The 23,610-nt window shown below is 34.9% G+C and carries 25 protein-coding genes and 4 pseudogenes; 9 read left to right on the top strand and 20 right to left on the bottom strand.

Features of this window, described 5'->3' with window-relative positions:
- Positions 1–149: 149 nt before the first annotated feature.
- Positions 150–701, top strand: a pseudogene (locus JNUCC23_RS22895) (tyrosine-type recombinase/integrase).
- Positions 702–1,007: 306 nt separating this feature from the next.
- On the opposite strand, the gene JNUCC23_RS22890 reads toward JNUCC23_RS22895, so the two are convergent.
- A complete protein-coding gene (locus JNUCC23_RS22890) occupies positions 1,008–1,457 on the bottom strand; it encodes a DUF1569 domain-containing protein (protein ID WP_403077679.1) in 450 nt (149 codons plus the stop codon).
- A 1,139-nt stretch (positions 1,458–2,596) separates the two neighbouring features.
- The gene (locus tag JNUCC23_RS22885; RefSeq protein WP_403077677.1) at positions 2,597–2,974 is read right to left on the bottom strand and encodes a DUF3992 domain-containing protein; all 378 of its coding nucleotides are present in this window, start codon (positions 2,972–2,974) and stop codon (positions 2,597–2,599) included.
- A gap of 224 nt (positions 2,975–3,198) precedes the next feature.
- On the opposite strand from JNUCC23_RS22885, the gene JNUCC23_RS22880 reads away from it, so the two are divergent.
- Both JNUCC23_RS22880 and JNUCC23_RS22875 read left to right on the top strand, forming a co-directional pair.
- Entirely contained in the window at positions 3,199–4,143 is a 945-nt protein-coding gene (locus JNUCC23_RS22880; RefSeq protein WP_454216301.1) for a BMQ_0737 family morphogenetic spore coat protein, read from the top strand.
- Between the two features lie 531 nt (positions 4,144–4,674).
- Entirely contained in the window at positions 4,675–4,800 is a 126-nt protein-coding gene (locus tag JNUCC23_RS22875; protein ID WP_403077671.1) for a YjcZ family sporulation protein, read from the top strand.
- Between the two features lie 193 nt (positions 4,801–4,993).
- On the opposite strand, the gene JNUCC23_RS22870 is transcribed toward JNUCC23_RS22875, so the two are convergent.
- From JNUCC23_RS22870 to JNUCC23_RS22835, 8 genes and pseudogenes are all read right to left on the bottom strand, one after another.
- Positions 4,994–5,161, bottom strand: coding sequence for a DUF4083 domain-containing protein (locus tag JNUCC23_RS22870; RefSeq protein WP_454216299.1), 168 nt, complete (start codon positions 5,159–5,161; stop codon positions 4,994–4,996).
- A 24-nt stretch (positions 5,162–5,185) separates the two neighbouring features.
- Positions 5,186–6,346 carry an MFS transporter gene (locus JNUCC23_RS22865; protein ID WP_454216297.1) on the bottom strand — a complete coding sequence of 387 codons (1,161 nt, stop codon included), beginning with the start codon at positions 6,344–6,346 and terminating at the stop codon, positions 5,186–5,188.
- Positions 6,347–6,638: 292 nt separating this feature from the next.
- A pseudogene (locus JNUCC23_RS22860) lies at positions 6,639–6,809 on the bottom strand (VOC family protein); the annotation flags it as partial.
- Between the two features lie 372 nt (positions 6,810–7,181).
- Complete coding sequence (locus tag JNUCC23_RS22855; protein ID WP_454216295.1) at positions 7,182–8,240, bottom strand: HAMP domain-containing sensor histidine kinase; 1,059 nt, start codon at positions 8,238–8,240, stop codon at positions 7,182–7,184.
- Positions 8,237–8,924, bottom strand: a pseudogene (locus JNUCC23_RS22850) (response regulator transcription factor). The gene JNUCC23_RS22855 and the pseudogene JNUCC23_RS22850 overlap by 4 nt, the downstream one beginning before the upstream one ends.
- A gap of 35 nt (positions 8,925–8,959) precedes the next feature.
- Complete coding sequence (locus tag JNUCC23_RS22845; RefSeq protein WP_454216293.1) at positions 8,960–9,517, bottom strand: class I SAM-dependent methyltransferase; 558 nt, start codon at positions 9,515–9,517, stop codon at positions 8,960–8,962.
- Positions 9,518–9,815: 298 nt separating this feature from the next.
- Entirely contained in the window at positions 9,816–10,016 is a 201-nt protein-coding gene (locus JNUCC23_RS22840; RefSeq protein WP_454216291.1) for a hypothetical protein, read from the bottom strand.
- A 163-nt stretch (positions 10,017–10,179) separates the two neighbouring features.
- The gene (locus tag JNUCC23_RS22835) at positions 10,180–10,647 is read right to left on the bottom strand and encodes a hypothetical protein (protein WP_454216289.1); all 468 of its coding nucleotides are present in this window, start codon (positions 10,645–10,647) and stop codon (positions 10,180–10,182) included.
- Positions 10,648–11,103: 456 nt separating this feature from the next.
- Between JNUCC23_RS22835 and JNUCC23_RS22830 the strand changes: the two genes are divergently transcribed.
- From JNUCC23_RS22830 to JNUCC23_RS22820, 3 genes are all read left to right on the top strand, one after another.
- On the top strand, positions 11,104–11,757 hold the full coding sequence (locus tag JNUCC23_RS22830; protein ID WP_454216287.1) for a GntR family transcriptional regulator: 654 nt from the start codon (positions 11,104–11,106) through the stop codon (positions 11,755–11,757).
- Positions 11,758–11,861: 104 nt separating this feature from the next.
- A complete protein-coding gene (locus tag JNUCC23_RS22825) occupies positions 11,862–12,266 on the top strand; it encodes a CidA/LrgA family holin-like protein (RefSeq protein ID WP_454216285.1) in 405 nt (134 codons plus the stop codon).
- A complete protein-coding gene (locus tag JNUCC23_RS22820; RefSeq protein ID WP_454216283.1) occupies positions 12,236–12,928 on the top strand; it encodes an LrgB family protein in 693 nt (230 codons plus the stop codon). The genes JNUCC23_RS22825 and JNUCC23_RS22820 overlap by 31 nt, the downstream gene beginning before the upstream one ends.
- 413 nt (positions 12,929–13,341) lie before the next feature.
- Here JNUCC23_RS22820 and JNUCC23_RS22815 read toward each other — a convergent pair.
- Positions 13,342–13,571, bottom strand: a pseudogene (locus JNUCC23_RS22815) (SDR family oxidoreductase); the annotation flags it as partial.
- A 187-nt stretch (positions 13,572–13,758) separates the two neighbouring features.
- Between JNUCC23_RS22815 and JNUCC23_RS22810 the strand changes: the two are divergent.
- Complete coding sequence (locus tag JNUCC23_RS22810) at positions 13,759–14,322, top strand: nitroreductase family protein (protein WP_049681096.1); 564 nt, start codon at positions 13,759–13,761, stop codon at positions 14,320–14,322.
- Between the two features lie 206 nt (positions 14,323–14,528).
- Here JNUCC23_RS22810 and JNUCC23_RS22805 read toward each other — a convergent pair whose 3' ends face one another.
- Positions 14,529–15,743 (bottom strand): translocation protein TolB, encoded by a 1,215-nt coding sequence (locus JNUCC23_RS22805; protein ID WP_454216281.1) that lies wholly within the window; start codon positions 15,741–15,743, stop codon positions 14,529–14,531.
- 340 nt (positions 15,744–16,083) lie between these two features.
- Here JNUCC23_RS22805 and JNUCC23_RS22800 point away from each other — a divergent pair, with 340 nt between their 5' ends.
- Complete coding sequence (locus JNUCC23_RS22800; RefSeq protein WP_403077625.1) at positions 16,084–16,272, top strand: YjcZ family sporulation protein; 189 nt, start codon at positions 16,084–16,086, stop codon at positions 16,270–16,272.
- A 212-nt stretch (positions 16,273–16,484) separates the two neighbouring features.
- Here JNUCC23_RS22800 and JNUCC23_RS22795 read toward each other — a convergent pair whose 3' ends face one another.
- The 5 genes from JNUCC23_RS22795 to JNUCC23_RS22775 all read right to left on the bottom strand — a co-directional run bounded on the left by JNUCC23_RS22795 (position 16,485) and on the right by JNUCC23_RS22775 (position 20,337).
- Positions 16,485–16,784, bottom strand: coding sequence for a hypothetical protein (locus JNUCC23_RS22795; protein WP_454216278.1), 300 nt, complete (start codon positions 16,782–16,784; stop codon positions 16,485–16,487).
- 354 nt (positions 16,785–17,138) lie between these two features.
- Entirely contained in the window at positions 17,139–17,783 is a 645-nt protein-coding gene (locus tag JNUCC23_RS22790; RefSeq protein WP_454216276.1) for a hypothetical protein, read from the bottom strand.
- Positions 17,784–18,008: 225 nt separating this feature from the next.
- Complete coding sequence (locus tag JNUCC23_RS22785; RefSeq protein WP_454216274.1) at positions 18,009–18,554, bottom strand: hypothetical protein; 546 nt, start codon at positions 18,552–18,554, stop codon at positions 18,009–18,011.
- A 172-nt stretch (positions 18,555–18,726) separates the two neighbouring features.
- A complete protein-coding gene (locus tag JNUCC23_RS22780) occupies positions 18,727–19,239 on the bottom strand; it encodes a hypothetical protein (protein WP_454216272.1) in 513 nt (170 codons plus the stop codon).
- Positions 19,240–19,770: 531 nt separating this feature from the next.
- Complete coding sequence (locus JNUCC23_RS22775; protein WP_454216270.1) at positions 19,771–20,337, bottom strand: TetR/AcrR family transcriptional regulator; 567 nt, start codon at positions 20,335–20,337, stop codon at positions 19,771–19,773.
- Between the two features lie 231 nt (positions 20,338–20,568).
- Between JNUCC23_RS22775 and JNUCC23_RS22770 the strand changes: the two genes are divergently transcribed.
- The gene (locus JNUCC23_RS22770) at positions 20,569–21,375 is read left to right on the top strand and encodes an aldo/keto reductase (protein ID WP_454216268.1); all 807 of its coding nucleotides are present in this window, start codon (positions 20,569–20,571) and stop codon (positions 21,373–21,375) included.
- A 489-nt stretch (positions 21,376–21,864) separates the two neighbouring features.
- Here the strand turns inward: JNUCC23_RS22770 and JNUCC23_RS22765 are convergent, their stop codons facing one another.
- From JNUCC23_RS22765 to JNUCC23_RS22755, 3 genes are all read right to left on the bottom strand, one after another.
- Positions 21,865–22,452: a hypothetical protein gene (locus JNUCC23_RS22765; RefSeq protein ID WP_454216266.1), complete on the bottom strand. Its 588-nt coding sequence runs from the start codon at positions 22,450–22,452 to the stop codon at positions 21,865–21,867.
- Between the two features lie 160 nt (positions 22,453–22,612).
- Entirely contained in the window at positions 22,613–22,807 is a 195-nt protein-coding gene (locus JNUCC23_RS22760) for a DUF6366 family protein (RefSeq protein ID WP_403078354.1), read from the bottom strand.
- Between the two features lie 314 nt (positions 22,808–23,121).
- Positions 23,122–23,502, bottom strand: a complete 381-nt coding sequence (locus tag JNUCC23_RS22755) for a hypothetical protein (RefSeq protein ID WP_454216264.1) — start codon at positions 23,500–23,502, stop codon at positions 23,122–23,124.
- Positions 23,503–23,610: the final 108 nt, after the last annotated feature.

Genomic DNA, 23,610 nt, shown 5'->3' with positions numbered 1-23,610 from the left:
AATTAAATTTTTCTTCCCAAATACACATGAATGTTTCATGCTCAAGCAACATTAGTACCAATATATAGTTAGTATACTGAGTTTTAAATAACTGGGCCCTCTTGATAAACTATCCATATCATACGTTGATTGTACGATATTGGAGGAAAATCACGAAAGAAAAGAACGTGCAGCTGTTGCGAACGGCCAAAAAAATCGAAGATATGAAATGGGCGCTACGGCGATATGGTTCCGAACGGGACTATTTTTTGTTTGTCTTTGGGATTAGTACCGGTCTTCGAGTCAACGATATGGTTCCGTTGACCGTTGGGGATGTACGAGGAACAACGCATGTGGTAATTCGAGAGAAAAAAACGAATAAAACAAAGCGATTTATGTTGCCGGTGAAGCTGAGGGAAGAAATTGAAGATTATACAGCTCATATGAGCGACGGAGAGTACCTGTTTGCAAGTCGGAAGAATGGACCCAATTACCCCCACACAAGCTTATAGAGCGCTTGTGAAGGCCGGAGAAGTGATCGGGAGGGATGACATCGGTACGCATACGATGCGCAAGACCTTCGGATATGCGTATTATCGGAGAACAAAAGACCTGGCGTTCCTACAAAATATTTTAACCATTCCGCCCCGTCGATCACCAAACGATATATCGGGATTACGCAAGACGAAATCGACGAAACACTAAAGGATTTCTCTTTATAAGGGGTATCGTCAGGAACATGCGTAAGTTTCTCAGCATAAAAGTCTAGACTTATCTCTTCATTCCATAGATAAGTCTGTTTTTTTACTAAAGCACCCGTTAGTTGAAGAAGAAAAGTGAAGCTTATTCCACAATCGCGCCCGTTTAAGGTAAAACAAAAGATTATAAAAATACATACTGTTGGTTGCTTCAAATAGGAATTGAGAATAAATCAAAGCATTGTTCATCTTATGAAAGAGATTAGTAATTAGGCTTAGAGACACTTTCTTCAACTAACGATGCACATCGTTTCATTTTGTTTTCAATGTTTAAACTTCAAACTGTTTAAAATGATGGTCAAGGTGCTTGTATATTCCTTTACCCCATTGCTCAGAAGTGAGTTTCCCAAAAAAAGGATGCGGATGAGTTGTGCACTTCTCTGGTCCGTTATTTTGAAATGTGATAATTTTTTGTTTAAGCTTTTCTTTTTCTGTTTCAAATTCTCTATCATCTGCAATCAAAATGGTTGGAATAGTAGACATATTATGGGGCAATGTCTTGTCATTATAAATGATTTGTTTTGCAAACCTCCCTACTATTATTCCTAACCAACTCCTTGGTGGAAAAGAATTTCCCATTGCAATGTCTTGGAAAGATGAACAATGCGCTAGCATTTGAGCAACATCCATTTTTCCCCATTTCGGTTGTGAATTTGGACTCAATTTGTCAATACGCTTTAAAACTTCTGCTGTATGCATATGATTAAAAATATTTTTCATTAGTGCATTCCCCTTTAATTATAATGAGTCAACCTTCTTAACTTATTTGGCTTGATAGTTGAACACAAGTTAAACAACACTGTTCAACTAACCTGCTTCGTTAGTTGAATAAGATAATAAGTAAGAACCTTTCCAATCAGGAACGCTCTCACAGTGGGTAACCTATAGTAAACCTTTTGACGTTAAAACGGTTCGTACAATTTCATTCATCAAATCAGACTTGTTGCCATGCTTTACATGATCCAAAAAGTGAATGATATCAGTGTCCAAATAAAAGCCCCTGTATACTCACTGATCGCTAGCACTATCATTCTGTAACAATAGCTTATCTATAGCATCTAACTAGCTAGTAACAAGCTTTCAACTTGCTCGTTGCTAACTTTTACTTTGCTATTACTTTCGCTAGGATTAGACTTTCTAGGGCTAGATTTCTGCTGGCTAGTTGCTACAAAATCATAAATACTTTTTTCTAAAATGCTTTCGTCACCGTCATAAAACCATCCTTTGACACCGTTCTGACAATAGCAGCCCGATGCTTTTAGGGCTTCTGTAGCTTTACCTTACCTATGGTCAAACGATCTTTCGCAATAGTCGCAAGTGGTATAGTTTGAGTTAGTTCTAACACTTCCTTAATCTTCATATAAAACACCTCCAAAACCTAATTATACAAGTGATGAAGCTTCTGCTACTAGGGGCAAATGCTAATGCAATATATGAAAGGGTCCTAAGAAACGAACTAAAAGAAATAAAACATGTTTTTGTATGGCAAGTATTCTATTAATTGCGTTGTATACCAAGGGTTAAGAGGCCTACGTATTCAAGTTTTATGCAATATGTATTCGGATTAAACCCAAGCGTGACAACGCTTTAAGAGTGACTGTGGTAAACTCTCTTAATCCTGCACGTTGTTCACGTACCTCCCAAAAGGTATTTTTGGGTTGGATTGTGAGGAATAAATTTTTTGAATCTAAATCACTTTCACTCCATTCCTAAATCCCTTTTTAAATGATTTTTCAATGTCTCATAAGACTTGTATCAAAATGATTAGCGTTGTAAATCCGCATTTTCCTGACGATCCCCCTATAAAAACAGGCAGGGTGTCCATTGATGACACTCTGCCTGTTTTTATAGAGAAAAAATTAACCAATTATATAACGAGGTGTGATACAAAATTCACCTGCAGCTGGTAGAGTTGGTGTAGCTCCAGTTGCGAATGCACGAATAGTATCAAATCGTGAAATTGTAAACGAAAATGATCCTCCGGATGGAACGACTGTTTGTCTGACAATAGTACCTCCAGAACCTGTAATAGGATCTGCACCTTTTACAAATTGTACTGTAATAGGGAAATTTCCAACATTCTTGACATACCCAGATGAAAAAATTAATTCATTTGAGTTTGTAGCAAAAAGGGTTTCCGCACCTACTACATCATCACCGGCAACTGTGAAATTATTACAAATTTTATCTTGTACAAAATTTTTAGGCTCACAGCAACTAAAACCTCCGTCCCCCATGTTCCCCACAGAACTCTGACACAAAATAGATTCATCTCCATTCTATAATTTTTTGATATCCATTTATTACATGTGTTGAAACTCGATATGGTTTGGACTTTATCTGTATTTATATTGAATTTTTAACCTCCTAGTTATGAAGCCCAATTCGTTACCTTCTTAATATGTAAAAACATAAGATAATTAAAAAGAGGTCTTCACTGAAGGGAGGTACAAAAGAATACATGCAGTTAAATGAGAATCCAACCACGCATTGTCTAAAGGTCCCTAAAGTATTTGATCAGGTAAATAATTCTCTTGTTATCAAGTTAAAGAAAATTGTTCATCTGAAGAAAAAAAGATTCGATGATCTTATATGCTGTGATTTTTGTATACCTTGTGGAGAAGTGGGAAAGTCCACTCTATGGACAACATATGGGCTTAGCCAAATCGGAGGTTCAATTTGTATTAATTTTAAAAGAGGATGTGGAAGTTCATTAGCTGTGTTTGTTAATGGAGAAAAACAAGCAAATATAAACGAAGGAAGTTCATTTTCAGCTACCTTTACACACCTTGATTCAATCGAAGTTCAATGCAATGGAAAAAGTTCGCAGAATGATCACTGCTATGGAGATTTTAAATTAATGCTTCACTTTTATCAAAATGACAAATGTGATCTAAATTCAGTTAATGATATTAAGAGTACGATTTGTCACTTATCGGATTGTCACGGCAATCTAGTTTCTTTGAATGATGATTGCTTTATAACGTGTAAAGAATTGACGTGTCCAGAAGATAGAGTGACTGTTCCTGTTATAAATCAGCTAGGCAAAACTGTTTTTCTACAAAGAGTTGATCTCTTAAAACAAGGATTCATTTGCATTCAATTCATCAATCACAATGGGAAAACCTGTTTAAAATGTATTATTCCGTTTTATGAAGTGGATTCCGTAGTTTTATGTTCTCCTCAAGAAACAGAGATTAACTGTACCATAACCAATGTTGATTGTAAGGCACATGTTATTCCTTCGGTTTATAACAATATGCATTGTATAGAGGCTGTTATTATTCTTTCTATTTGTCAAAGTATATCTTCCGTTGCCGATGTGTTCATTGAGCTTAATGGTACTATTTGTAGACCACGTAGAGATTTAAATGATGAAGATCTTAAACATGTGCGGTATCAGTGAAAACCTTTAAGGTAAGCATTGTTTCTGTCGCTTTTAAATAAAGTCACGGTGTTTATAAAAAGTTGCGATGTTTTGCCCCCTATGGATTTGTTTATCTAAAGGGGTAATTTAATGGGTTTCTTATGTTTAGTACCACAGTTGTCACATTCAATTGGTTCAAATGCCTACCAAAACGATTGATGGATTTTACTCCAGCTAAATTGCGAGTTGCAGTTCTCACACTTTTGCAAAATTACTCTCCCCCCTTAAAATTTGATTTAGCTAATTGCTTAAAACCTTGTTCAACAGCAAAACCACCAATTTGGTGGTCGAGAATCGATATTTTTTATGTCTGGAGTTGGGTCTATACCCATTTCTATGCTATGCATTAATTTAGTGAGTGAGCTTATCTTCACTAAAAGTATAGTTAAAAGTCCTACATCATCATATAAACATGCTTATATTTGTGTCATTTCATTATTTTAAACATACAATTAATTAGTCCATGTAAGTAGTAAATTCCTCCTTTAAAACAAAAGGAGATGATTGTATATGTCAGGTTGTGTAGATGGCGGCTGTGGATTTGGTGGAGGTTTTGCCTTATTAATCGTATTGTTCATCCTCTTAATCATTATTGGAGCTAGCTTCTGCGGTGGATTTGGTGGAGGTTTCTGCTAATAAACAAAAAGGACGGCCGTTAAATGCCGTCCTTTTTGTTTCGACAATCCAGCCTTTTTAGTTAAACAAAGGATTTTATATACTTTCGTACATTGAAAAGAGTACCTTAAGGCACTTAACATAATCAGCCTTATAGGTATTAAAAAGGGATCTTCGACTCGAAGATCCTTTGTATCCTTAGTTGAACAGTTTATTAATTCTTTTTTTCCATTGAGTTTAACTTTTCTTCGATATGGTCTAATTGTTCTTTTTTCTTTTTTGAAGAATTCCAAAATAATAATAGGATTACTATAAAAAATATTGGAATTCCTAAAACAAATAATTGAAAAATAATATCGCCCATATTTATTCCTGAATTCATTTTTTCTCCTATGCTAAAGGGAAATCAGCTTTTTTTGAACTCTTGATGACCATAATTCATGACAGAAAGAGCTGCTGTTCCTAAGGATATCAAGACGAGCACACCACCTACTGTAGGGTTGAACTCGACAGAGGTTTGCTCAATGACAATTCCGCCAACAAGTGAACCAAAAGCAATACCCATATGAACCGCCGAATTGTTTAAGGCTTGCTGGATATCCGAGGTTTCTGGTGACAGCTCGATCAGATAGCTTTGCATCGCTGGTGTGATCGCCCAGCTTAGCATACTCCATATTACCATCAAGATTAGGAAAAATGGTAAAGCAAAGGTTGTATAAGGGATTGATAACATCGAAACCGCAAAAAGGATAATGACAGATATTATAGTACGTGTGGGGCCGAAACGGTCAGCCAGAAAGCCTCCAATTCCCCCGCCAACTACAGCTGCAATTCCAAAAATTAAATAGACAATACTAACCCATGTTCCATCAAGGCCTAGTTTCATTTTTAAAAATGGAGTTAGGTATCCATATAGTGTTAAATGACCCGTCAACATGACAAAGGAAGTTACCTGGGCAAATAGAATTTTTCGATTTTTCAATGTACGTAATTGTCTTCCAATTGGAATAGAAGGCTTTGGTACCATTCTTTCCAGAAAGAAAAACACCCCCGCCATCGAAACTAAGGTTAGGATGGAGATCATGATAAAGGGTGCCCGCCAGCCAAAAGCATTTCCAAGCATCAATCCAATTGGTATCCCTAGTACAAGAGAGGCACTGACTCCCATAAAAACAATTCCGATCGCCCTTGCACGGTATTGTTCAGTTACAATATTTGGCACCATCGTTAAACATAAAGCAATAAGCAATGAACCGCTAGAAGCTGCAATGATACGCCCAACAAGTAAAATACTATAAGAAGGGCTGAAAACAGCAATGACATTTCCTATTAAAAAAATAAACAAAGTAATTAAAGTTAGCTGTTTTCGTTCCACTCTTTGTGTTACTGTTAACAATATGGGCGCAGCTAACGCGAATGCAAGAGAAAAAACAGTGATAAGGAAACCCGCTTGCCCAAGACTCACATCTAAATCATTCGCGACAATATCTAGTAAACCGCCAATGATTAATTCAACCATCCCGACAACAAACGAGACAATCGCCAATATATACACGCGTTTATCCAAATTTTAACTCCCTCTCTAAAAAGCAAAATAAATACTCGATAAAAAATAGCCCGCCATGTTTAGCTAGGTCTTTTCTCATTCATTCCAAACTTCTTCTAGTTTTTCTCTGAAGAGTTGGCCTAAGCACAAAAAAATAATTCGTGGACAGGGATCGATAATGAATCCCGCTTAGGAATTTCAATTACATCCTCTTCTGATCAATGGATAGGTACCAACCTTTTTTATGAACATAAGTGAATCTTTCAATACTCCTTTGACTATGTATTCTGTTATAAATATTATAGCACGATTATTATTCTTCTATATCTTTAAAAAATGTCATCCATGTTTCTTTTTGTCCCATTTTCGCTACAACATGTGGTTCATCGATAAAAGTAACTTCCTTACCTACTAAATTTTCATAAATCTCTTTAATATTTTCAACTTGAAAATAAATAACTGAACTGGAATAAGCAGATTCCTCTTGAACTAACCTGCTAGTTAGTTCACGTAGAGGGTTTTATGAACGTATGATTTTGTATAGTTTCGTACATGGAAAAGACCACCAATTTGGTGGTCACGTTGTTGAATTAAAGCACTCCGTTAGTTTAAGTACATTCTTTCACAATCTGGTTCAAACGATTGGAAAATTTATGAAACTGCGTTATGATTTGTTTGGGGGCTACACATTATTTATGTTAAGTAAAAAGGGGAATTCTAATGTTAATAAGCTTTTCGATTATCGGATAGTATTTAGAATATTATTCTTCATCATAAACCAACTTTTCACCATTCCATTTTAATGCATCCACTAAATAACTATCAGTAATATACATTTGCCATTTCCCATAAGCCATTATTCTTTAATGATATATTCAATTGTAAAGGTTAACCAGCCTTCTCTATAATCAGCCTCAATTGTTCCACCATGGAGCTCTATAATTCTTTTAGAGATGGCAAGTCCAACACCAGACCCTCCATCTTCCTTTCTTGACTTATCCCCGCGATAAAAGCGTTCAAATAATTTATTAACGTCTTGTACTGGTAAGTTCTCTACTTGATTGGATATAGACAAAATAGCTATTATGCCAACTATATGAAGATCTACTTTTATTATAGAGGGTTCCATGCTGTATTTTATGACATTCATTAGAAGATTATCATAGACACGCACCATTTTTTCAATATCCATCGATACGTATATATCTTCTTCAGTTATTGATTTTTGAATATCCAGACCTTCCTTTTCTAAAATCGGCATATATTCTCCTATTATTTGTTCTAATAATCTGCCTAATTCAACTTCAGTAAAATTTAATTTTAGGTCGTGACTTGTAAGTTTGGTGTATTCAAACAGTTCATCAATAAGTTTTCTAAATCTTTGTGATTTAGAAAAAATTATTTCCAGATAATCATATAATTGTTCATCGTCTCTATATTCTTTTCTTTTCAATACATCTACATATCCAATGATGGACGTTAAAGGTGTACGCAAATCGTGAGAAATATTTGTAATCAGTTCGTTTTTCTCATTCTCTATTTGTCTCTCATGTTCGAACTTATTTTCCAATTCTTTTGACATATAGTTAATATTCGCAGCAAGTTGACTCAGCTCATCATTACCATTTATTTCAATAGTATAACCCAACTTTCCATTTGCAATGGTTTGAACACTCTCTGTAATATGTTGAAGGTATTTTATTTTTTTTCGGATCATGACTAAAAAACTTAGTATAAAAGTTAAGATAACGGCAGATATCAATAATAAATTATATAGCGTCACACTAATAAAATTAGAGTTTTCAAAAAAATACTCCATGCCACGTAGTAAAATGTTACTCACAATTATGACTGAGATGATAAAGCTGATAGCTATTGCTGTAAGGAGTTGAACGCTTAGCTTTTTACTCCTCACATTTTATACCCCACTCCCCAAATGGTTTTGATATAAATAGGGTTTTTCGGATCATTTTCAATTTTGAATCTAATTTTTGTAATATGAACCATCACAGCGTTATCAGACTTAAAGAAGTTTTCCTTCCAAACAGCTTCATATATTTTCTCAACGCTTAGTACAATGCCCTTATTACGAGCTAGAAGTTCAAGGATATCAAATTCTTTTGGTGTAAGCCTTTCTTCGCTATTCTTAATCCATACTTGGCGAGTATCTGTATTTATGGTTAAATCACCAATTGTAATTACACTTTTATTACTTTCTGTTTCAATATTATATTTTTTATACCTTCTGAGTTGAGATTTTACCCTGGCTATTAATTCTAATGGGTTAAACGGTTTGCTTAGATAATCATCTGCACCTGAAGCTAGACCTTGAATTTTATCTATATCCTCGGATTTAGCGGATAGCATGATGATAGGCATATTACGTGCTTCCCTAATTTTCATACATGCCTCGATTCCATCCATTTTAGGCATCATAATATCCAAAATAATCAAATCAAAATTATGGGCTTCCAATAATTCCAATGCTTCTAGTGCGTCGCTCGCCTTGATTATTTCTAGCCCTTCATTTTCTAAATAGATGGAAATTAGATTTCTAATTTCTGGGATCATCATCAACAATTAATACCTTTCCATTCAAACCAATTCACACCTTCTATAAGATTTCCCCACATATTAATTACTACAACGGAATACATACGCTGGGGGCATATTTCTATACTCACGTGTTATATTAATATGCTTAAAATAGTGACTAATAAATCCTTTCTTAAATAGCGTATATTGGAAAGTAATAAAAGTCCCATTTTTCCTTAACAGCTTTTTGGTTTTAATTAAAATAGAACTTGAGACACTTTTTGGCAAACTTGCAAAAGGAAGACCAGAAACTACATAATCAATATATGGGATATTAAAGTCCTTTGTATACTTGTCGATTTCCTCAGCAGAACCATTAATAATAATCAGATTCTTTTCGTTTTTATACTTTTCTTTTAATAACGTACAAAATTCTTTATTACTCTCAATCAACATGACAACCGTATGTTGAATTCTGCTTTTAATAATCTTATCAGTAAATACTCCTGTACCTGGGCCCAATTCTACGATGTATTTTGCATTATGGAAATCAATACTATCTACCATTTTTTTCGCAAGATAATTTGAACTTGGCAGGACTGCACCAATTTTCCTTGGATTTAATAAATATTGAAAAATAAAACTGAAAGCTTTCATGTACACTACCACTCCATAAGTCTGAATTTTTCTACGGCTTTAGAATACATTTCAAACCTAAAGAAACAGTAGGAAAAATACTTAAGAATCCTTAAGCTTTTTAAAGTACATAGTGATAAGTTTTATTTTCCACTTATGCTCTTCACTTTCTCAATTCCCGTGGAACCGCATATACTTCTAAAGATTTTATAAATAAGTTCAGTTTACAGCTTATTCAACTAAACTGCTCCGTTAGTTGAAGAAGAAAAAAGCTTTACTTCTTATTGAGTTTAGCACCCTTTAGTTGAGGATGCTAAACTCAATAATTTTCTTTTTTCCAACGTTTATATTCTACAAACTCTAAAAAACCATAAGCCGTTATCATTGATAAAATAGGGACAACATAATACTTCGGAGGTCCAAATATAAAGAGAACAACAATGAAACCTGCAATAAAAAGTGCAGTATTTAAAAGATATGATTTCTTTCGATATTTTAAATAAAGTTTTACCTTATCCATTACATTTCCTTTCACGCCAAACATATTCACTAATATTTTTTGTTATCTTTCTTGAACTATTCTGCCCCTTTAATTGAATAAGAAAAAAGAGCTGTATGAACAGCTCAACGAATTTTTACTAAAGCACCTGTTAGTTGAATAAGGAATTTGATATTATATTATGTTAATGCCTTTTTTCTTCCCAAGACTTCATTAAATTCTGATGTAATTCCCTTGGTTTTTCAATTACAAACCAATCAATTGAGTGTACAGTTGTTGGCATCCATTTCTTACGACGGATTCTAATCTTTTCGTGATTTGTATAATGCGGATAAATATTGGTAGACTTAAAACCTCTTACATTAGAATAATTAATGCTTTCAATCTCATTCCAATAGACCTTATTCCCTTGTAGGTCAATAACAATCCCTTCATCATCCCAATAATATCCTTTATTTTCATTTCTTTTTCTCCAATGGTAAATAGATAATCCTAAAAAAACAAATGAGAATAATACACCAAATATAAAGGTAAAGATATGTGAAAGAACTTCTTTTATATCAGCAAAAGATAGAAATAAAAGAATAATTCCCGGAAACATCGGAATTAATATAAAGTACCAAGAAATTTTATATATATTTACTTGTTCCAAATATAACAGCCTACCTTTCCAAACTAATTTTATAGTTATTATATCAGTGGTTCTTGTTTAACTAAACTGCTCCGTTAGCTTAATACGCTAGATTAAAAAACGCCTCTTATTTTATTAAGAGGCGTTTACATAATCACCCTTATCGGCAATGACAAAAGGATCTTCGACTGGAAGATCCTTTTTGCTGCTTGTTCAATTAAAGCGCCCGATTGTTGAATAACTTTATCCAGATATGAATGGTTCGCCGTGATGTGTCTAAATGAGGTTTATTAATTAGTTTTTTAGAACTTATGCCCTCTATCAAAGGTTGTAAAGAGACGAAACCAATGATATACTTTTTTTATTGGTATCTGGTATACCAGATACCAACTGTTTCTTTTCCCTTTTTCGTAGATTATTAACAATACTGATAATCCCTTAAAATTTAACTACTATGCTTATAAAGGATGAAAATTGATGAGTTTCTTAAAGGTAGAACAACCCCAGTCATTTAAAGATCATGCTTATAATGAAATTAAGAAAGGCATTATTCAACATACAGTCGAACCTGGATCCATGTTATATGAACGTTCACTTAGTGAAAGCCTTGGAATTAGCCGTACCCCATTAAAATTAGCTTTGCAACAGCTAGAACTAGAAGGGTGGATTCAGTCTATACCTAGAAAAGGTATTGTGGTCCAAACCATTAATAGACAAGATGTGGATGAAATTTTTCAACTGCGAAAGGCTAATGAAGTTTTGGCCATCGAGCTACTTATTCCTCTTCTTAATGACGAAACAATTGAGAAAATTGAGAAGATGGATAATCAACTATCCGACATTAAGAAAGACCCTATAAAATTTATGTATGCTGATTCAGCTTTTCACTTGTTCCTTGCTGAGCTAAGTCAAAATCATCGGCTGTATCAATTAATCCAAAACCTTACCGACCATGTTAATTGGTATGGGTTCGTTGCATTAAAGGCTGGAAAAAACTTAGATGAGGTTTCATACGAACATCGATTAATTATTGAGGGTCTAAAAGCAAGGAATTTACGTCAAACAACGGATGCTGTTTTAAACCATCTTGATATCTCACATCGCACAATCATAACAAATCTTAAGGAGTGAGAGTGAAGAGAAACATCTACAATTTCATCCTCTAGCTGATGTACTAAATATTCATTTTTAAAAGAAAGAAGGGACGTTGTTTCCTAAAAGAGGAACAACACAACATGAAAATCATCACCATTTCTTTACAAATTGTTATTTTATATATCTTTTCCTTTATCGGAACTACGATTCATAACTTTTTCCATCTCGCTATTCCGGGAAGTATCATAGCACTGTTATTACTTTTTATTTGTCTGTGTTTAAAAATTGTTCCAGTAAAGTTCATTGAAAGTGGAGCAGCTTATTTGATAAGTATATTAATGTTATTGTTTATTCCAACAACCGTTGGAATCATGAACTATCCTTCGTTACTTTCTATTCATGGTGCATTGCTCGTTATAACGGTTTTATTAAGTACCATCATTTCCATTGCAATTTCAGGAACTGCAAGTCAATTTTTTGAGAAAAAAGCACAAAAAAGAAAGGTTGATAAAGAATGCAACAAGTTTTCTTCGCATTCTGCATGATTCTATTAACCGTCGTTGTTTATTTAGCAATGTCTAAATTGTATAAACGATATGCCTATCCTTTTTTACTTCCCATTTTAACTACGACGACGGTAATCATCATCATCCTTGTAATGCTCCATATTCCGTACAATAATTATATGGTAGGTGGGCAATGGGTGACTTCCCTTTTAGGACCAGCAGTGGTAGCACTTGCTTATCCTTTGTATAAACAACGTCGTTTTTTAATGAATTATTTATTTACAATAGTAGGTGGAGTTTTAATCGCCGCTATTTCTGGAATGGTCAGTGTTGGCCTTCTAGCTAAGCTACTAGGAATAAATCATACATTAATTCTTTCCATTATCCCTAAATCTCTTACTACTCCTGTTGCGATAGAAGTTGCTGAAGGGCTGGGGGGAAATGCCTCTATGGCAATTTTCGGTGTTATGATTGCGGGGATATTTGGTGCAATAATCGCTCCTACTATCTTTAAATTTATGAAAGTACATAGTCCGATTGGAAGAGGGATTGCCCTCGGAAGTAACGCACATGCCATGGGAACTTCAAAAGCTGCCGAATACAGTGAACTCACATTTTCGATGAGTTCCGTTGCGATGACATTATGTGCAATCATCGGTACCTTTTTAGGACCAATTATTGTGTGGCTATTCCACTTTTAAGAAACTCTCTCACGAATAAAATAAAGTTTACTTATACATGTAAGTATTCGATTAACCAACTAAAAAGAAGTCCAATTTCCTTTATCTGCTCTTTGGAAATTGGACTTTTTATCTGGCAAAGTTGTACTCACCTAATTGCTAACGCTGAAAGTCTTTCTTAAACAGAACTAAATTGCTTTATGTAATCACTCAATAATTACCTTTGTAACAAAACCTTGGTAAAACCTCATTTACTTATGATACGGTTCACCGCAATGAATCTAAATGAGGTTGTTAATCTTAACCAGTCTCACCCACGCTTATCGATAGAAATAGCATAATTAACAGCTATCCTCTGTAAATGTAAAACGTTTTATAAAAGCATACAAAAAGCCGATTCCTACAAACTGTATAAATCGGCATTCGTTTTATAATTACCTTGAAGTATAACCTCATATGCATGAATCGTTGTACCTGTAATATAAGAAGATAAGTCAGATACTATCCAAAGACTCGCTTGCGTAATTTCATTAGCTTGACCAAAGCGATTTAACAAACTTAATTGTGGTGCGTATTCCGCTTCATTTAGAACACATTGTTCAAGTGCACCGCGTAGCATTGGTGTATCGATGGCACCTGGTGCTACAGAGTTTACACGAATATTGAAAGGAATTATTTTCAAACAATAATTCCCTACGTTTTTATCATTTTCACTTTAAATTCGATTAAATTCACTAATCCATCGTACGAATAAATCACACGCTTACTTTTCGTAAGTCAGTTTACTTGCAAACTTTTTGATATTATTTAAAATTAGAAAGGTAAATTGATACAACTAGGAGGATTTTATTATGACATTCCAAGCAAAAGATTTCCGTACAGCTGAACACGAAATTGCAGACTTATTTTTAAATCGTTGGTCTCCACGTGCTTATGCTGACAAACCAGTAGCAGACGACGTATTAAATCGACTATTCGAAGCAGCTCGTTGGGCTCCTTCTTCAGGTAATAACCAACCTTGGCGCTTCATCGTCGCTAAAACTGAAGCTGACCGTGAAAAATTCCACCCAATCTTAATGGAAGGAAACTTAGTATGGGCTAAAAATGCACCAGTATTAGTATTAGTCGTTTCTGATAATACAAAAGGTTCAAATGAATTCGATGCTGGCACAGCTTGGGGATTCCTTTCATTACAAGCAGCTAAAGAAGGGTTAGTCACTCACCCAATGAGCGGTATATACAAAGATGTAGCAAAAGAAGCATTAAATATTCCTGAAAACTTTGATGTACAATTAGCGATCGCAATCGGGTACAAAGGTGAAAAAGAAATGCTTTCTCCAGAATTACAAGATCGTGAAACACCATCAGGTCGTCGCCCATTAGAAGAAATCGTATTTGAAGGTTCTTTCAAATAATTTTAATATAATCAAAACGTCCTCCCTTTAGGGCTGACCATAAAACGATACATATAAAAACACCTTCATATTTAATTCGGGTATCGTACCTAAAATTAAATATGAAGGTGTTTTTTATTGGTGAATTCAACCTCGCTCTGGACAGACTTCACCTTGAAGAATCGCAATTGTAGCTTAATAAAATTTCGATTAACAAATTCTTGACCTTATTTTGGATCATAAAAAACTGGAGCTGAATCAACGTTCTTAATCCATAAATATTCTTGCCCACTAATACCATCTTTCACCCATACATCTCCCTGAAAATCCTCTGCCTTCCTTCGAAACAAAGTAAGATAAGATCTAACTACTTGAGGATCTTCGTCAAGTTCATTATTCCTTGGAAACGAGATTTGTTTTTGCTCTCCTGTTCTTATGTTTATAGCGTAAAGTGATGTGAACATATTTGGTACAGGTCCTTCTTTCCACTCCTTGTTCTCTTTCGCACGAGCCACAATTACCAAATCTTTAGAGAACCATTCCAGATCGAGGTCTACAAATCCTTTAGGTGTGTATTCCTTTTGTTGTTTAGATGTTGGGATTTCGGCAATCGTCATCTTCTTGTTTTCAACGAAAAATCTTCCTTCTCCTGAAATATAGGCCAATTGATTGGCTAGAGAAGCCCACTTAAACCAGTCTTTATACCCTAACATTTTTCCCACTGATTGAAAGTGTTTTCCTTGTGATGATAGGACACATAACGTATTGCTATCCATTGACCAAGAAGCTGTAGGAACAATTAAAAAGCTAACCCACTTCCCATCAGAACTCCACTTAAAATAATCGGCATCAATCCCAAACAAATCAGGTTCTTTAGTTTGAATAGTATAAAAAGGCTTCATTTTATCTTTAGCAAGTTTTGCATCTACTGGAATTCTATAAAGCGGGATTGGGCCCCATCCAGTAGGACGTAAGCTGGATTGTGAGGCAACGATAAATTCTTTCCCGTTCGGAAACCATTCAAAACCACTAACCCCAAGTGAGACATTTTCAAAACCCTGTGGGCGACCGTTCTTTGTTTTCGTAACGTTTAATAAACCTTGATCATTGTAAGCCAGTTGATTATTTATCGGCGACCATTTAAAGTCAGATGTTACCACCCTTACATAAGGTTGGTAGCTTTCTTTTTCCTTTGTATCGTAAATGAATAAATCCGATTTTTCTCCCTTCTCATCACCATCAATATAACCAATAAGTCGACCGTCATATGACCATTTCTGATTATACACATATCGATTCTTTGTAAGTTGTATTTCTTGATTTCCCTTTTTGATCCATAGTTGGTGATCACGGATAAATGCAGCAGTAAGTGGAGCTTCTGCACTAATAGTAGATAAATCAAAACTGAATAATATCAGCAGTAATAATATCCGAAATAACAAGATCATCCCTCCTTCTTTTAGGATGACCATATATGTTATCACGATTCTCATTTCGCAATTAGTATGCACCTTTTTATTTAAAACCTTCTTCAGGTAACCTGCCCCGTAGTTGAATAAGGTGTTTTTATGAATGTATGATTTTGTATAGTTTCGTACATTAAATTTCCATCTTTACTGCATAGTGCTTTCAGCGGCTGCTTTGTGCGCATCCGGACCTAAAGCACCCATAGCATCATATAAACATGCGTATATTTGTGACATTTCATTATTTTCAACATACTATGAATTAGCCCATGCAAGTAGTAAGTGCCTCCTTTAATACAAAAGGAGATGTTTGTATATGTCAGGTTGTGTAGATGGCGGATGTGATGGTGGTCGTGGATTTGGTGGCGGATTTGCCTTGTTAATTGTATTGTTTATCCTCTTAATCATTATTGGATGTAGTTGTGGTGGTGGATTTGGCGGAGTTGGTGGCGGCGGATTCGGCGGCGGCTATGGTTACGGGGGCGGTTACGGGGGCTTCTGCTAATAATAATTAACAAAAGGACGTCCGTCACAGGACGTCCTTCTTTAAATTAAAGATGGTTATTAAATTAAGATTGCTGACTATCAAGACCATGTTTATGTAAATAGTTTTTTCTCTTAGTTCATCCAGATAATAAAAAAAGGAGCTGTTGATCGGCTCCTGGGATTTAAGTAATGAATCCGTATTATTATTTAATGAGGCTAGCAAGAACCATTTCAGTAATGTCCACCATATCCCATGTCGTGAGACGGATAACCACCATATCCCATGCCATGAGATGGATAACCACCATACCCCATGCCATGAGACGGATAACCACCATACCCCATGCCTTGAGATGGATAACCACCATATCCCATGCCGTGAGATGGATAACCACCATACCCCATGCCATAAGACGGATAACCACCATATCCCATGCCTTGAGATGGATAACCACCATACCCCATGCCTTGAGATGGATAACCACCATACCCCATGCCGTAGCCATAACTTCCAACATTTTGTCTTTCCATTTTATATCTCCTCCTCAAATTGTTTCAAATATAGTGTATGTGTCCATATTCAATGAGGGGTAGGTATTTGCCTATTTGTAAAGGATGTATGCTTGGTTGTTATTATATTTGAGGTATAGGCATAACCTCTCGTTGTACCAGCTTTCACAAGACAATTAGCAACAGTCAACGATTTACTGTTCTTTCCCCCCCTAATAGAAGAAGGAGTTTTTATGAATGTATGATTTTGTATATTTTCACACATTAAAAAGACCATCATTTGGCAGCCTTTTTATGGCACTATCGCCCCCGTTACTTTAAGTATAACTTTTCACAATCTTTGATATATAAAAAGAAATATGTGTAGATAGAAACCTACAACATTCCCCAAAATAAATTGATTTCAGCGGTAAGTAAGCGAAGAATCAATCCTATGGTAACCATCTTAATTATTTGCTTTGGAGACTGATATAAAACAAAAATCGTGGCTATCCAAAGTAACAATTCCAGATTATATTTAATGTAAAAATACCAAACTCCAAACCCAAAAGCCTGTCTTGAAATAAGCATAAATATTATTGATGAAATGCAAATAGCAATTATACCTTTCCCTTTTGCATACCAACATACAAAAGCCAAAAATGGCGAAATAACAGTCATGATAATCCAAATCATCATATATGATTTAGGAAAAAAACCAGCTATCATAATAGTATAAAGATAATAGCTACCTACCATGCCTCCAAAAAATAAAAAAACATTTATGGCAGACCTAACAGGTGATTTGCTATACGCAGATATTAGCATCGCAAGGAAAATCCAAACTCCCATACGAGAAAAGAAGTTACTTAAATCCAACACTTCAAGAAAGTATGGTAATAAATTACTGGCAGTTTCATCAAGCACCTTAGAAATTACACCTAAAATAACCCCTGCGATAAATATTAAAGTCGAATATAAAAATTTTCTTGATATCGGTATATTGATTGGTCTTCGAATTTCATTCAAAAAGTTTTTCATTTATTCCCTCCCAAATATAAACAATTTTTATTTCACATTTTTCTACTAACGGACATTAATCATCTGATTGTATTTTACAGTAGGTGAATACCTATTGTAATTTCTTGTTGAACAAACCTGCTTTGTTAGTTGAAGAAGTTTTTTCCGAATGTATGATTTTAGATATTTTCGTACATTGTAAAGACCACCAATTTGGTGGTCACGTTGTTGAATTAAAGCACTCCGTTAGTTCAACAAGATTTTTACCTTTTCCCTTAATTCTTCAATTTCTTCAATCATTAATTTTGGATATTCTTTAGGCGTTGCGTGCTTTGTATTTTTTTCCTTAAACACCTTGTAATCATTCAATGTATTCCAAAAGTGTGTTGCTCCATCTAAAAGGGCTTCTAAGAATTCTCTTTTAGGTAATACAGCTTGTGCAAATACCTCAACAGGTTCCCATTCCCTCTCAATAGAAAGTTCCAATAAATTGCTGTTTATTGAGATTAACTTCATAAGATATGGTTCGATACCATACGGTATTTCAACGTTCTCTCCTTCTAAATATTGCTCTATACCAACTATATAATCAGTCCATAAATCTAACCCACTAGGAATATCGTTTCCTACAACAATTTGATCATTATACTGAATCATTACATGCATTTGAATATGCTCCGGAGTAAATTTTCGATGTTCAAAAAGTTCTCTTAATTTTAAAGAATCATCTAAGGATATATAACTCTCTTCACCTTCACTAGTTTTTACTAGAAATGTACTTATTTTAAACATCATTAAACTCCTATATCTTTATTAAATTTTATAGCCATACTAACAAGTCCCTTTAGTTGCATAAGAAAAAGAATGCTATCCATTTTCCTTGTTCAATTAAACTGCCAGTTAGTTGAAGATGGGGTTTTTCTGAATGTATGATTTTAGTTATTTTCATACATTCAATCATCCGTTAATATTCCATCGAATCGGCAATCTTTATAAGATCTTCGATCGTGTATTTCTTCTCGATTTTTGGAGATTTAATAAGCATAATTGAATAATAAAGTCCGTCTTTTTTCCAACGAATTTCTTTCGTATTCTCGTCATCGCCTTCTATAAGAGCCTTTATGTCGTTCTTTAATTTTACTGTCTTGAATTGTTTATTATCAGAAGAAAAGGTTGTATTTTTATAGTGATAAGTAGTGATATGAAGATTTACACCTTCGCCGCCATACATAAATTCAGTATCGAAAATATCTCCTTTTTGGTCTCCTGGAGGGTTCGCAGTGAAACGTAAAACCACATTTTCAACAGCAAAAGGTAATTCTGTCGGTGCTGCTAACTCTTCTTGAATTTTGCCAGGTAGTTTCTCAGCCACTTCTTTTACCGTTTTGGGATATTCCTCTTTTAAATTTTCTACTGCACAATTTGAATTACACCCAGTTAGCAAAAGAATGAAAATAATTGCAAAGACTTTTTTCATTTATCGGACACCTTCCCGTTTTTTCTATATAATTCCACTTTATCATTTCCTTGTTCAACAAACCTGCCTTTAGTTGAACAAGGGGGCTTCTTCTTGAACTGATGTCACCCATTAGCTTAATAAGCTAGATTAAAAACCCCCTCTTATTTTATTTCAAGAAGAGTTTACATAATCACCCTTATAGGCACTGAAAAAGGATCTTCGGCTAGAAGATCCTTGCAAAACTTTATTCAAGATAAGCACCGTTTGTTGAATAAGAAGGAATAATCTTAATGCGTTTTTTCACTAGGGTGTCCATTGTTCAATCTATGTTTAAAAAGTTACTATAAGGAGGATAGAAACCACACACCTTCCTATAAAATCCTAATTAGCCCACGAATACTTCCTATACCACTACCTAGAGCACTGCCAATTATGTAGTATGAGTCATATACTTCATTGCAAAATTCTGCAAGTATTGATTAACACTATAAAAAGATGATTTCTGTTTGGAGTCATCTTTTTTATTTGCATCTGTTCGGGCTTCGACATTCACGGATTGAAAAATTGATTTCTTTCAAAAATGTTCCATAATTGTTGTGCCATAAATTGAGGAGAATGTGGCATATCATTTTTAATCCACCACTCAACTGTTCCGACAAAAGCAGATGCCATAAATTGAATGTCAACATCATTGTTATATTCTTGATTAATCTTTCCCATATTAATTAGCTCGTTAATTCCATTTATGCTCATTCGCATCATCTTATCATGAAAACAAGATATACCTTTATTAGATAGCATAGAGGAGGAAAGTAAATAATTTTCTTCAAAATATTTAAACATAGGCAGTAGGGAATGAAAGATATTTAATCTTTCTTCCCCTTTTTTTGTTGAAGTACAGAAATTTAACATATTACCTAAATGTTCATCGATGCATTTGTCTAGCAAATCAAATTTATCCGTATAGTGAAGATAAATTGTTCCTCGATTAATATTGGCTCTCTCCGAGATATCATTGATAGTAATTTTGTTGAAATCCCGTTCAGACATCAATTGAATAAAAGCATTATTGATTGCCTCCCTGGTCTTCATTATTCTTCTATCCACTTTCGGCATTCCGTATGACCACCTTTTTGTGATAATTAACAAATTCAAAACTTTTGTTTATTAATGAACAAAAATTAAAATTTTAACGATTGAGTTTTTTCCTGTGCTCTTTATAATAGTAACCAACAGCTGTTAATTATTCAACATCTGTTAATTATATAAAGGACGGAAAAGAACAGTTCTGTCTTGTTCGATGGTGTTTCAGCACCAATGTTCAAAAAAGGTTAAGGGGAGAGAATTATGTCAGAAACTATTTCTGCGGCACAGGCGGGCACCATTTCACTAGGTGATTTGACTGTCAACCGAATTGGCTTGGGCACTAACCGCATTACCAACACACCTGATGCACACAATTTACTTAAACGAGCCCTAGAACTCGGCATCAATTTTATTGACACAGCACATTTCTACGGTGATGGAGAGAGCGAGGAAGGCATTGGAAACGCAATTGCGCCATATGGCAACGGCCTAGTTGTCGCCACAAAAGGTGGTGTGAATGATGCTAGCCCTCAACATTTACGACGCGAGTTGGAAGAAAGTTTGAAGAGACTCAAAACAGACAGAATTGACCTTTATCAGCTCCACCGTGTAGATGCTAATATTCCACTGGAAGTGACGATGCAGGCACTTAAAAGCTTCCAAGATGAGGGGCTTATTAGGCACATCGGCTTGTCTGAGGTAACGGTTGAGCAGCTTCAACAGGCTATGCAAGTAGCACCGATAGTGAGCGTCCAGAACGAATACAATGTAGTCAATCGCAAACATGAAGCACTTGTGGATTTTTGTACCGAACACCAAATTGTCTTCATTCCTTGGTTTCCTTTGGGTGGCTTGTTTGGAGATACTGCCAAGGTAGAACAACAGGTAGCAAATATCGCCCGCAAATTGGATGTTCCAACCCAGCAGGTGGCATTAAAGTGGCTACTCCAACGTTCACCTATAATTCTACCAATTCCCGGGACACTTTCTCCTGCTCACTTGGAAGAAAATCTGCGTGCAGCCACTCTCGAACTAAGCGATGAAGATTATGCAGCTCTAACAAACTAGTATTTATTACGGCTGACAAATATTGCATTGGCTGATTGGATCTAACTATGTGGGAGAGGCAATTACTGTGCAGATGGGTGTGCAAGAATATAAATCGTAATATCGGCTTAAAGGCTCAGTAATACAAAACGGACACAAAGGGGTACAGTCAGGAAAATGCGGATTTACAACGTTAAGCTGTCCTAGGAAGTAAAAACTATCGACTTAGCAACGATAAGTGTTTTGAGACAAGTTATGTGAGACACTAACAAGCCTTGTTTCACGTAATATTGACTCCATCTCAATAGATTAGACTCTATTGATACAATCCTCACTGCTCTTGCTATGACAGCCTTTGTAACCTTAACGTTGTAAATTGTCAAAATCCTGACTCTACCCCTCCTTAAAAACACATGCATACCATAGGCAAATCTAGTTTACATAAAGTCAATTATCGGCAAAAAAAGGATTGGGTACCTCTTAGATATCCAATCCTTTTTGTTTCTTTGGTCACTTTTCATATTTTTCTAGAAAGTCGGCTAAGGCTAAATGCAACACATCAGACTTATTGATCCTCTCTGCTTCACAAAACTCATCTAAACGTTTACCAATGACACGATCAATAACAATCGTCTTTCTTGTTTTGTCACTTTGTCGCAACTGTTTGACGCGGTCATAAAGACTTGGCTCATTGGTTTGTGTCGTTGGGGTAACCTCTTGCCATGATTTAAGCATGTCCTTAATCATATGGATTTCATCTTGGGTGAACGGCTCATGAACAATAGGTGAATGATTCGTGAATTCCTTATTACTCTCCGTGAACTTCTGATTACTTCGTGTGAAAGGTGTATGAACTTTAGGTGAACTCGATTTCACATAATCAAAAATACTTTTATCATGGGGTTCTTCACCTTCTCCAATAAAAAACCAACCCTTTTGACCAGAGTTTCTAAATTCATATCCAGCCTCTTTTAATGCATGTCTAAATGGTTTTTCACTTATGCCAGGTATTTGTTTAGCCACATCGCCTGTCTTTACTCCTTCTTGTGCTAATCCTTCTAAAATGCTTCGTATGGATGCTTTTTGATCTACACTCATAGGTTGTTCACCCTCATTTCACTTAAACTCATATATGTATGATTCCATGTGAAATACGTATAACCTTCAAGTAAGTGAACATAATCACCCTTATCGGCATAAAAAAAAGATCATTCAATCGAAGATCTTTTTTCATGCTTATTTTACTATAGCTGTTAGCTTAATAAGAACATTGTGAAAGGATAAGTAATCCTCCAATAATTATAACCAAAGTAATAACTCTTGTAAGACAACCGCCTTTTGTTAATGCTCCTAAATCACCAATCATTGAACGGTTAATAGAGTCTGAGAAATTACCCATTGGATTTTTTTTATGTTCTTCTATTTGTTTTTTGTCTTGGTCATCTTGGTTCACAAAACCACCCCGTATTTTTTCCTTTAAGGGATTTTATTCTTCAACATTCATAATAAATCCTGCTCTGTTAGTTAAATCAGATGAATACGTTATACAAATCTAGTTTACATAAAATCAATTTTTGGAAGTTCCGAAACATAAAAACCCTTGTTTCCCAAGGGTTTCTGAATGGTCCGTTTTTATCGCTTATACATGATTTTATATATGGTTGATGAATCAACATTTTCGGCTTCTAAAGAAGCCTGGTAGCTGCATAGAAAAGGGGTGTTTTATGCAAATTCTTGAGCACCCGTTAGTTCGATACAATATTTACCCTACTTTAAGTTGTCTTCAATAAATTCTCTGAACACGTTCTTAGCTTCCTCCAATGTTACTAACTCTCCAATAATCTTACTTCCAGGGATGTTTTTTGAAAGTGATCTGCCTAAAAGATACCTTTGACACTTCCATATAGGAACTTCAATTATAATTTTATATTTCTCTAGTTCTATTTCTACTGAAACGAAAGAAAAATATCCAGGTTTAAAAGGGTCTGTTCCGTATTTTTTCAATTCAAGGTTAATACTTTGGTTTCTCTCAGTAAAAGTAGGTGTATATTCACTTAATAATAATTCGATATGTTCATAAAAAGATTGTTCAGTAGCTTTAATTAACTCATTTAAGTCGAGGGAAAAATCCCTTTGTAAATATTTCAATGGAATGGTCCTTCCGCAATGTTTTTTTTAAATTTAGTTTAATCTTAATTAGCTATTATACCCTCTAATCGAATAATTGAAGATGCGTTATTTTCGAATGTATGATTT

The sequence above is a fragment of the Peribacillus sp. JNUCC 23 genome (assembly GCF_053653995.1).
This window is presented reverse-complemented; position numbering and strand designations above follow the sequence as displayed.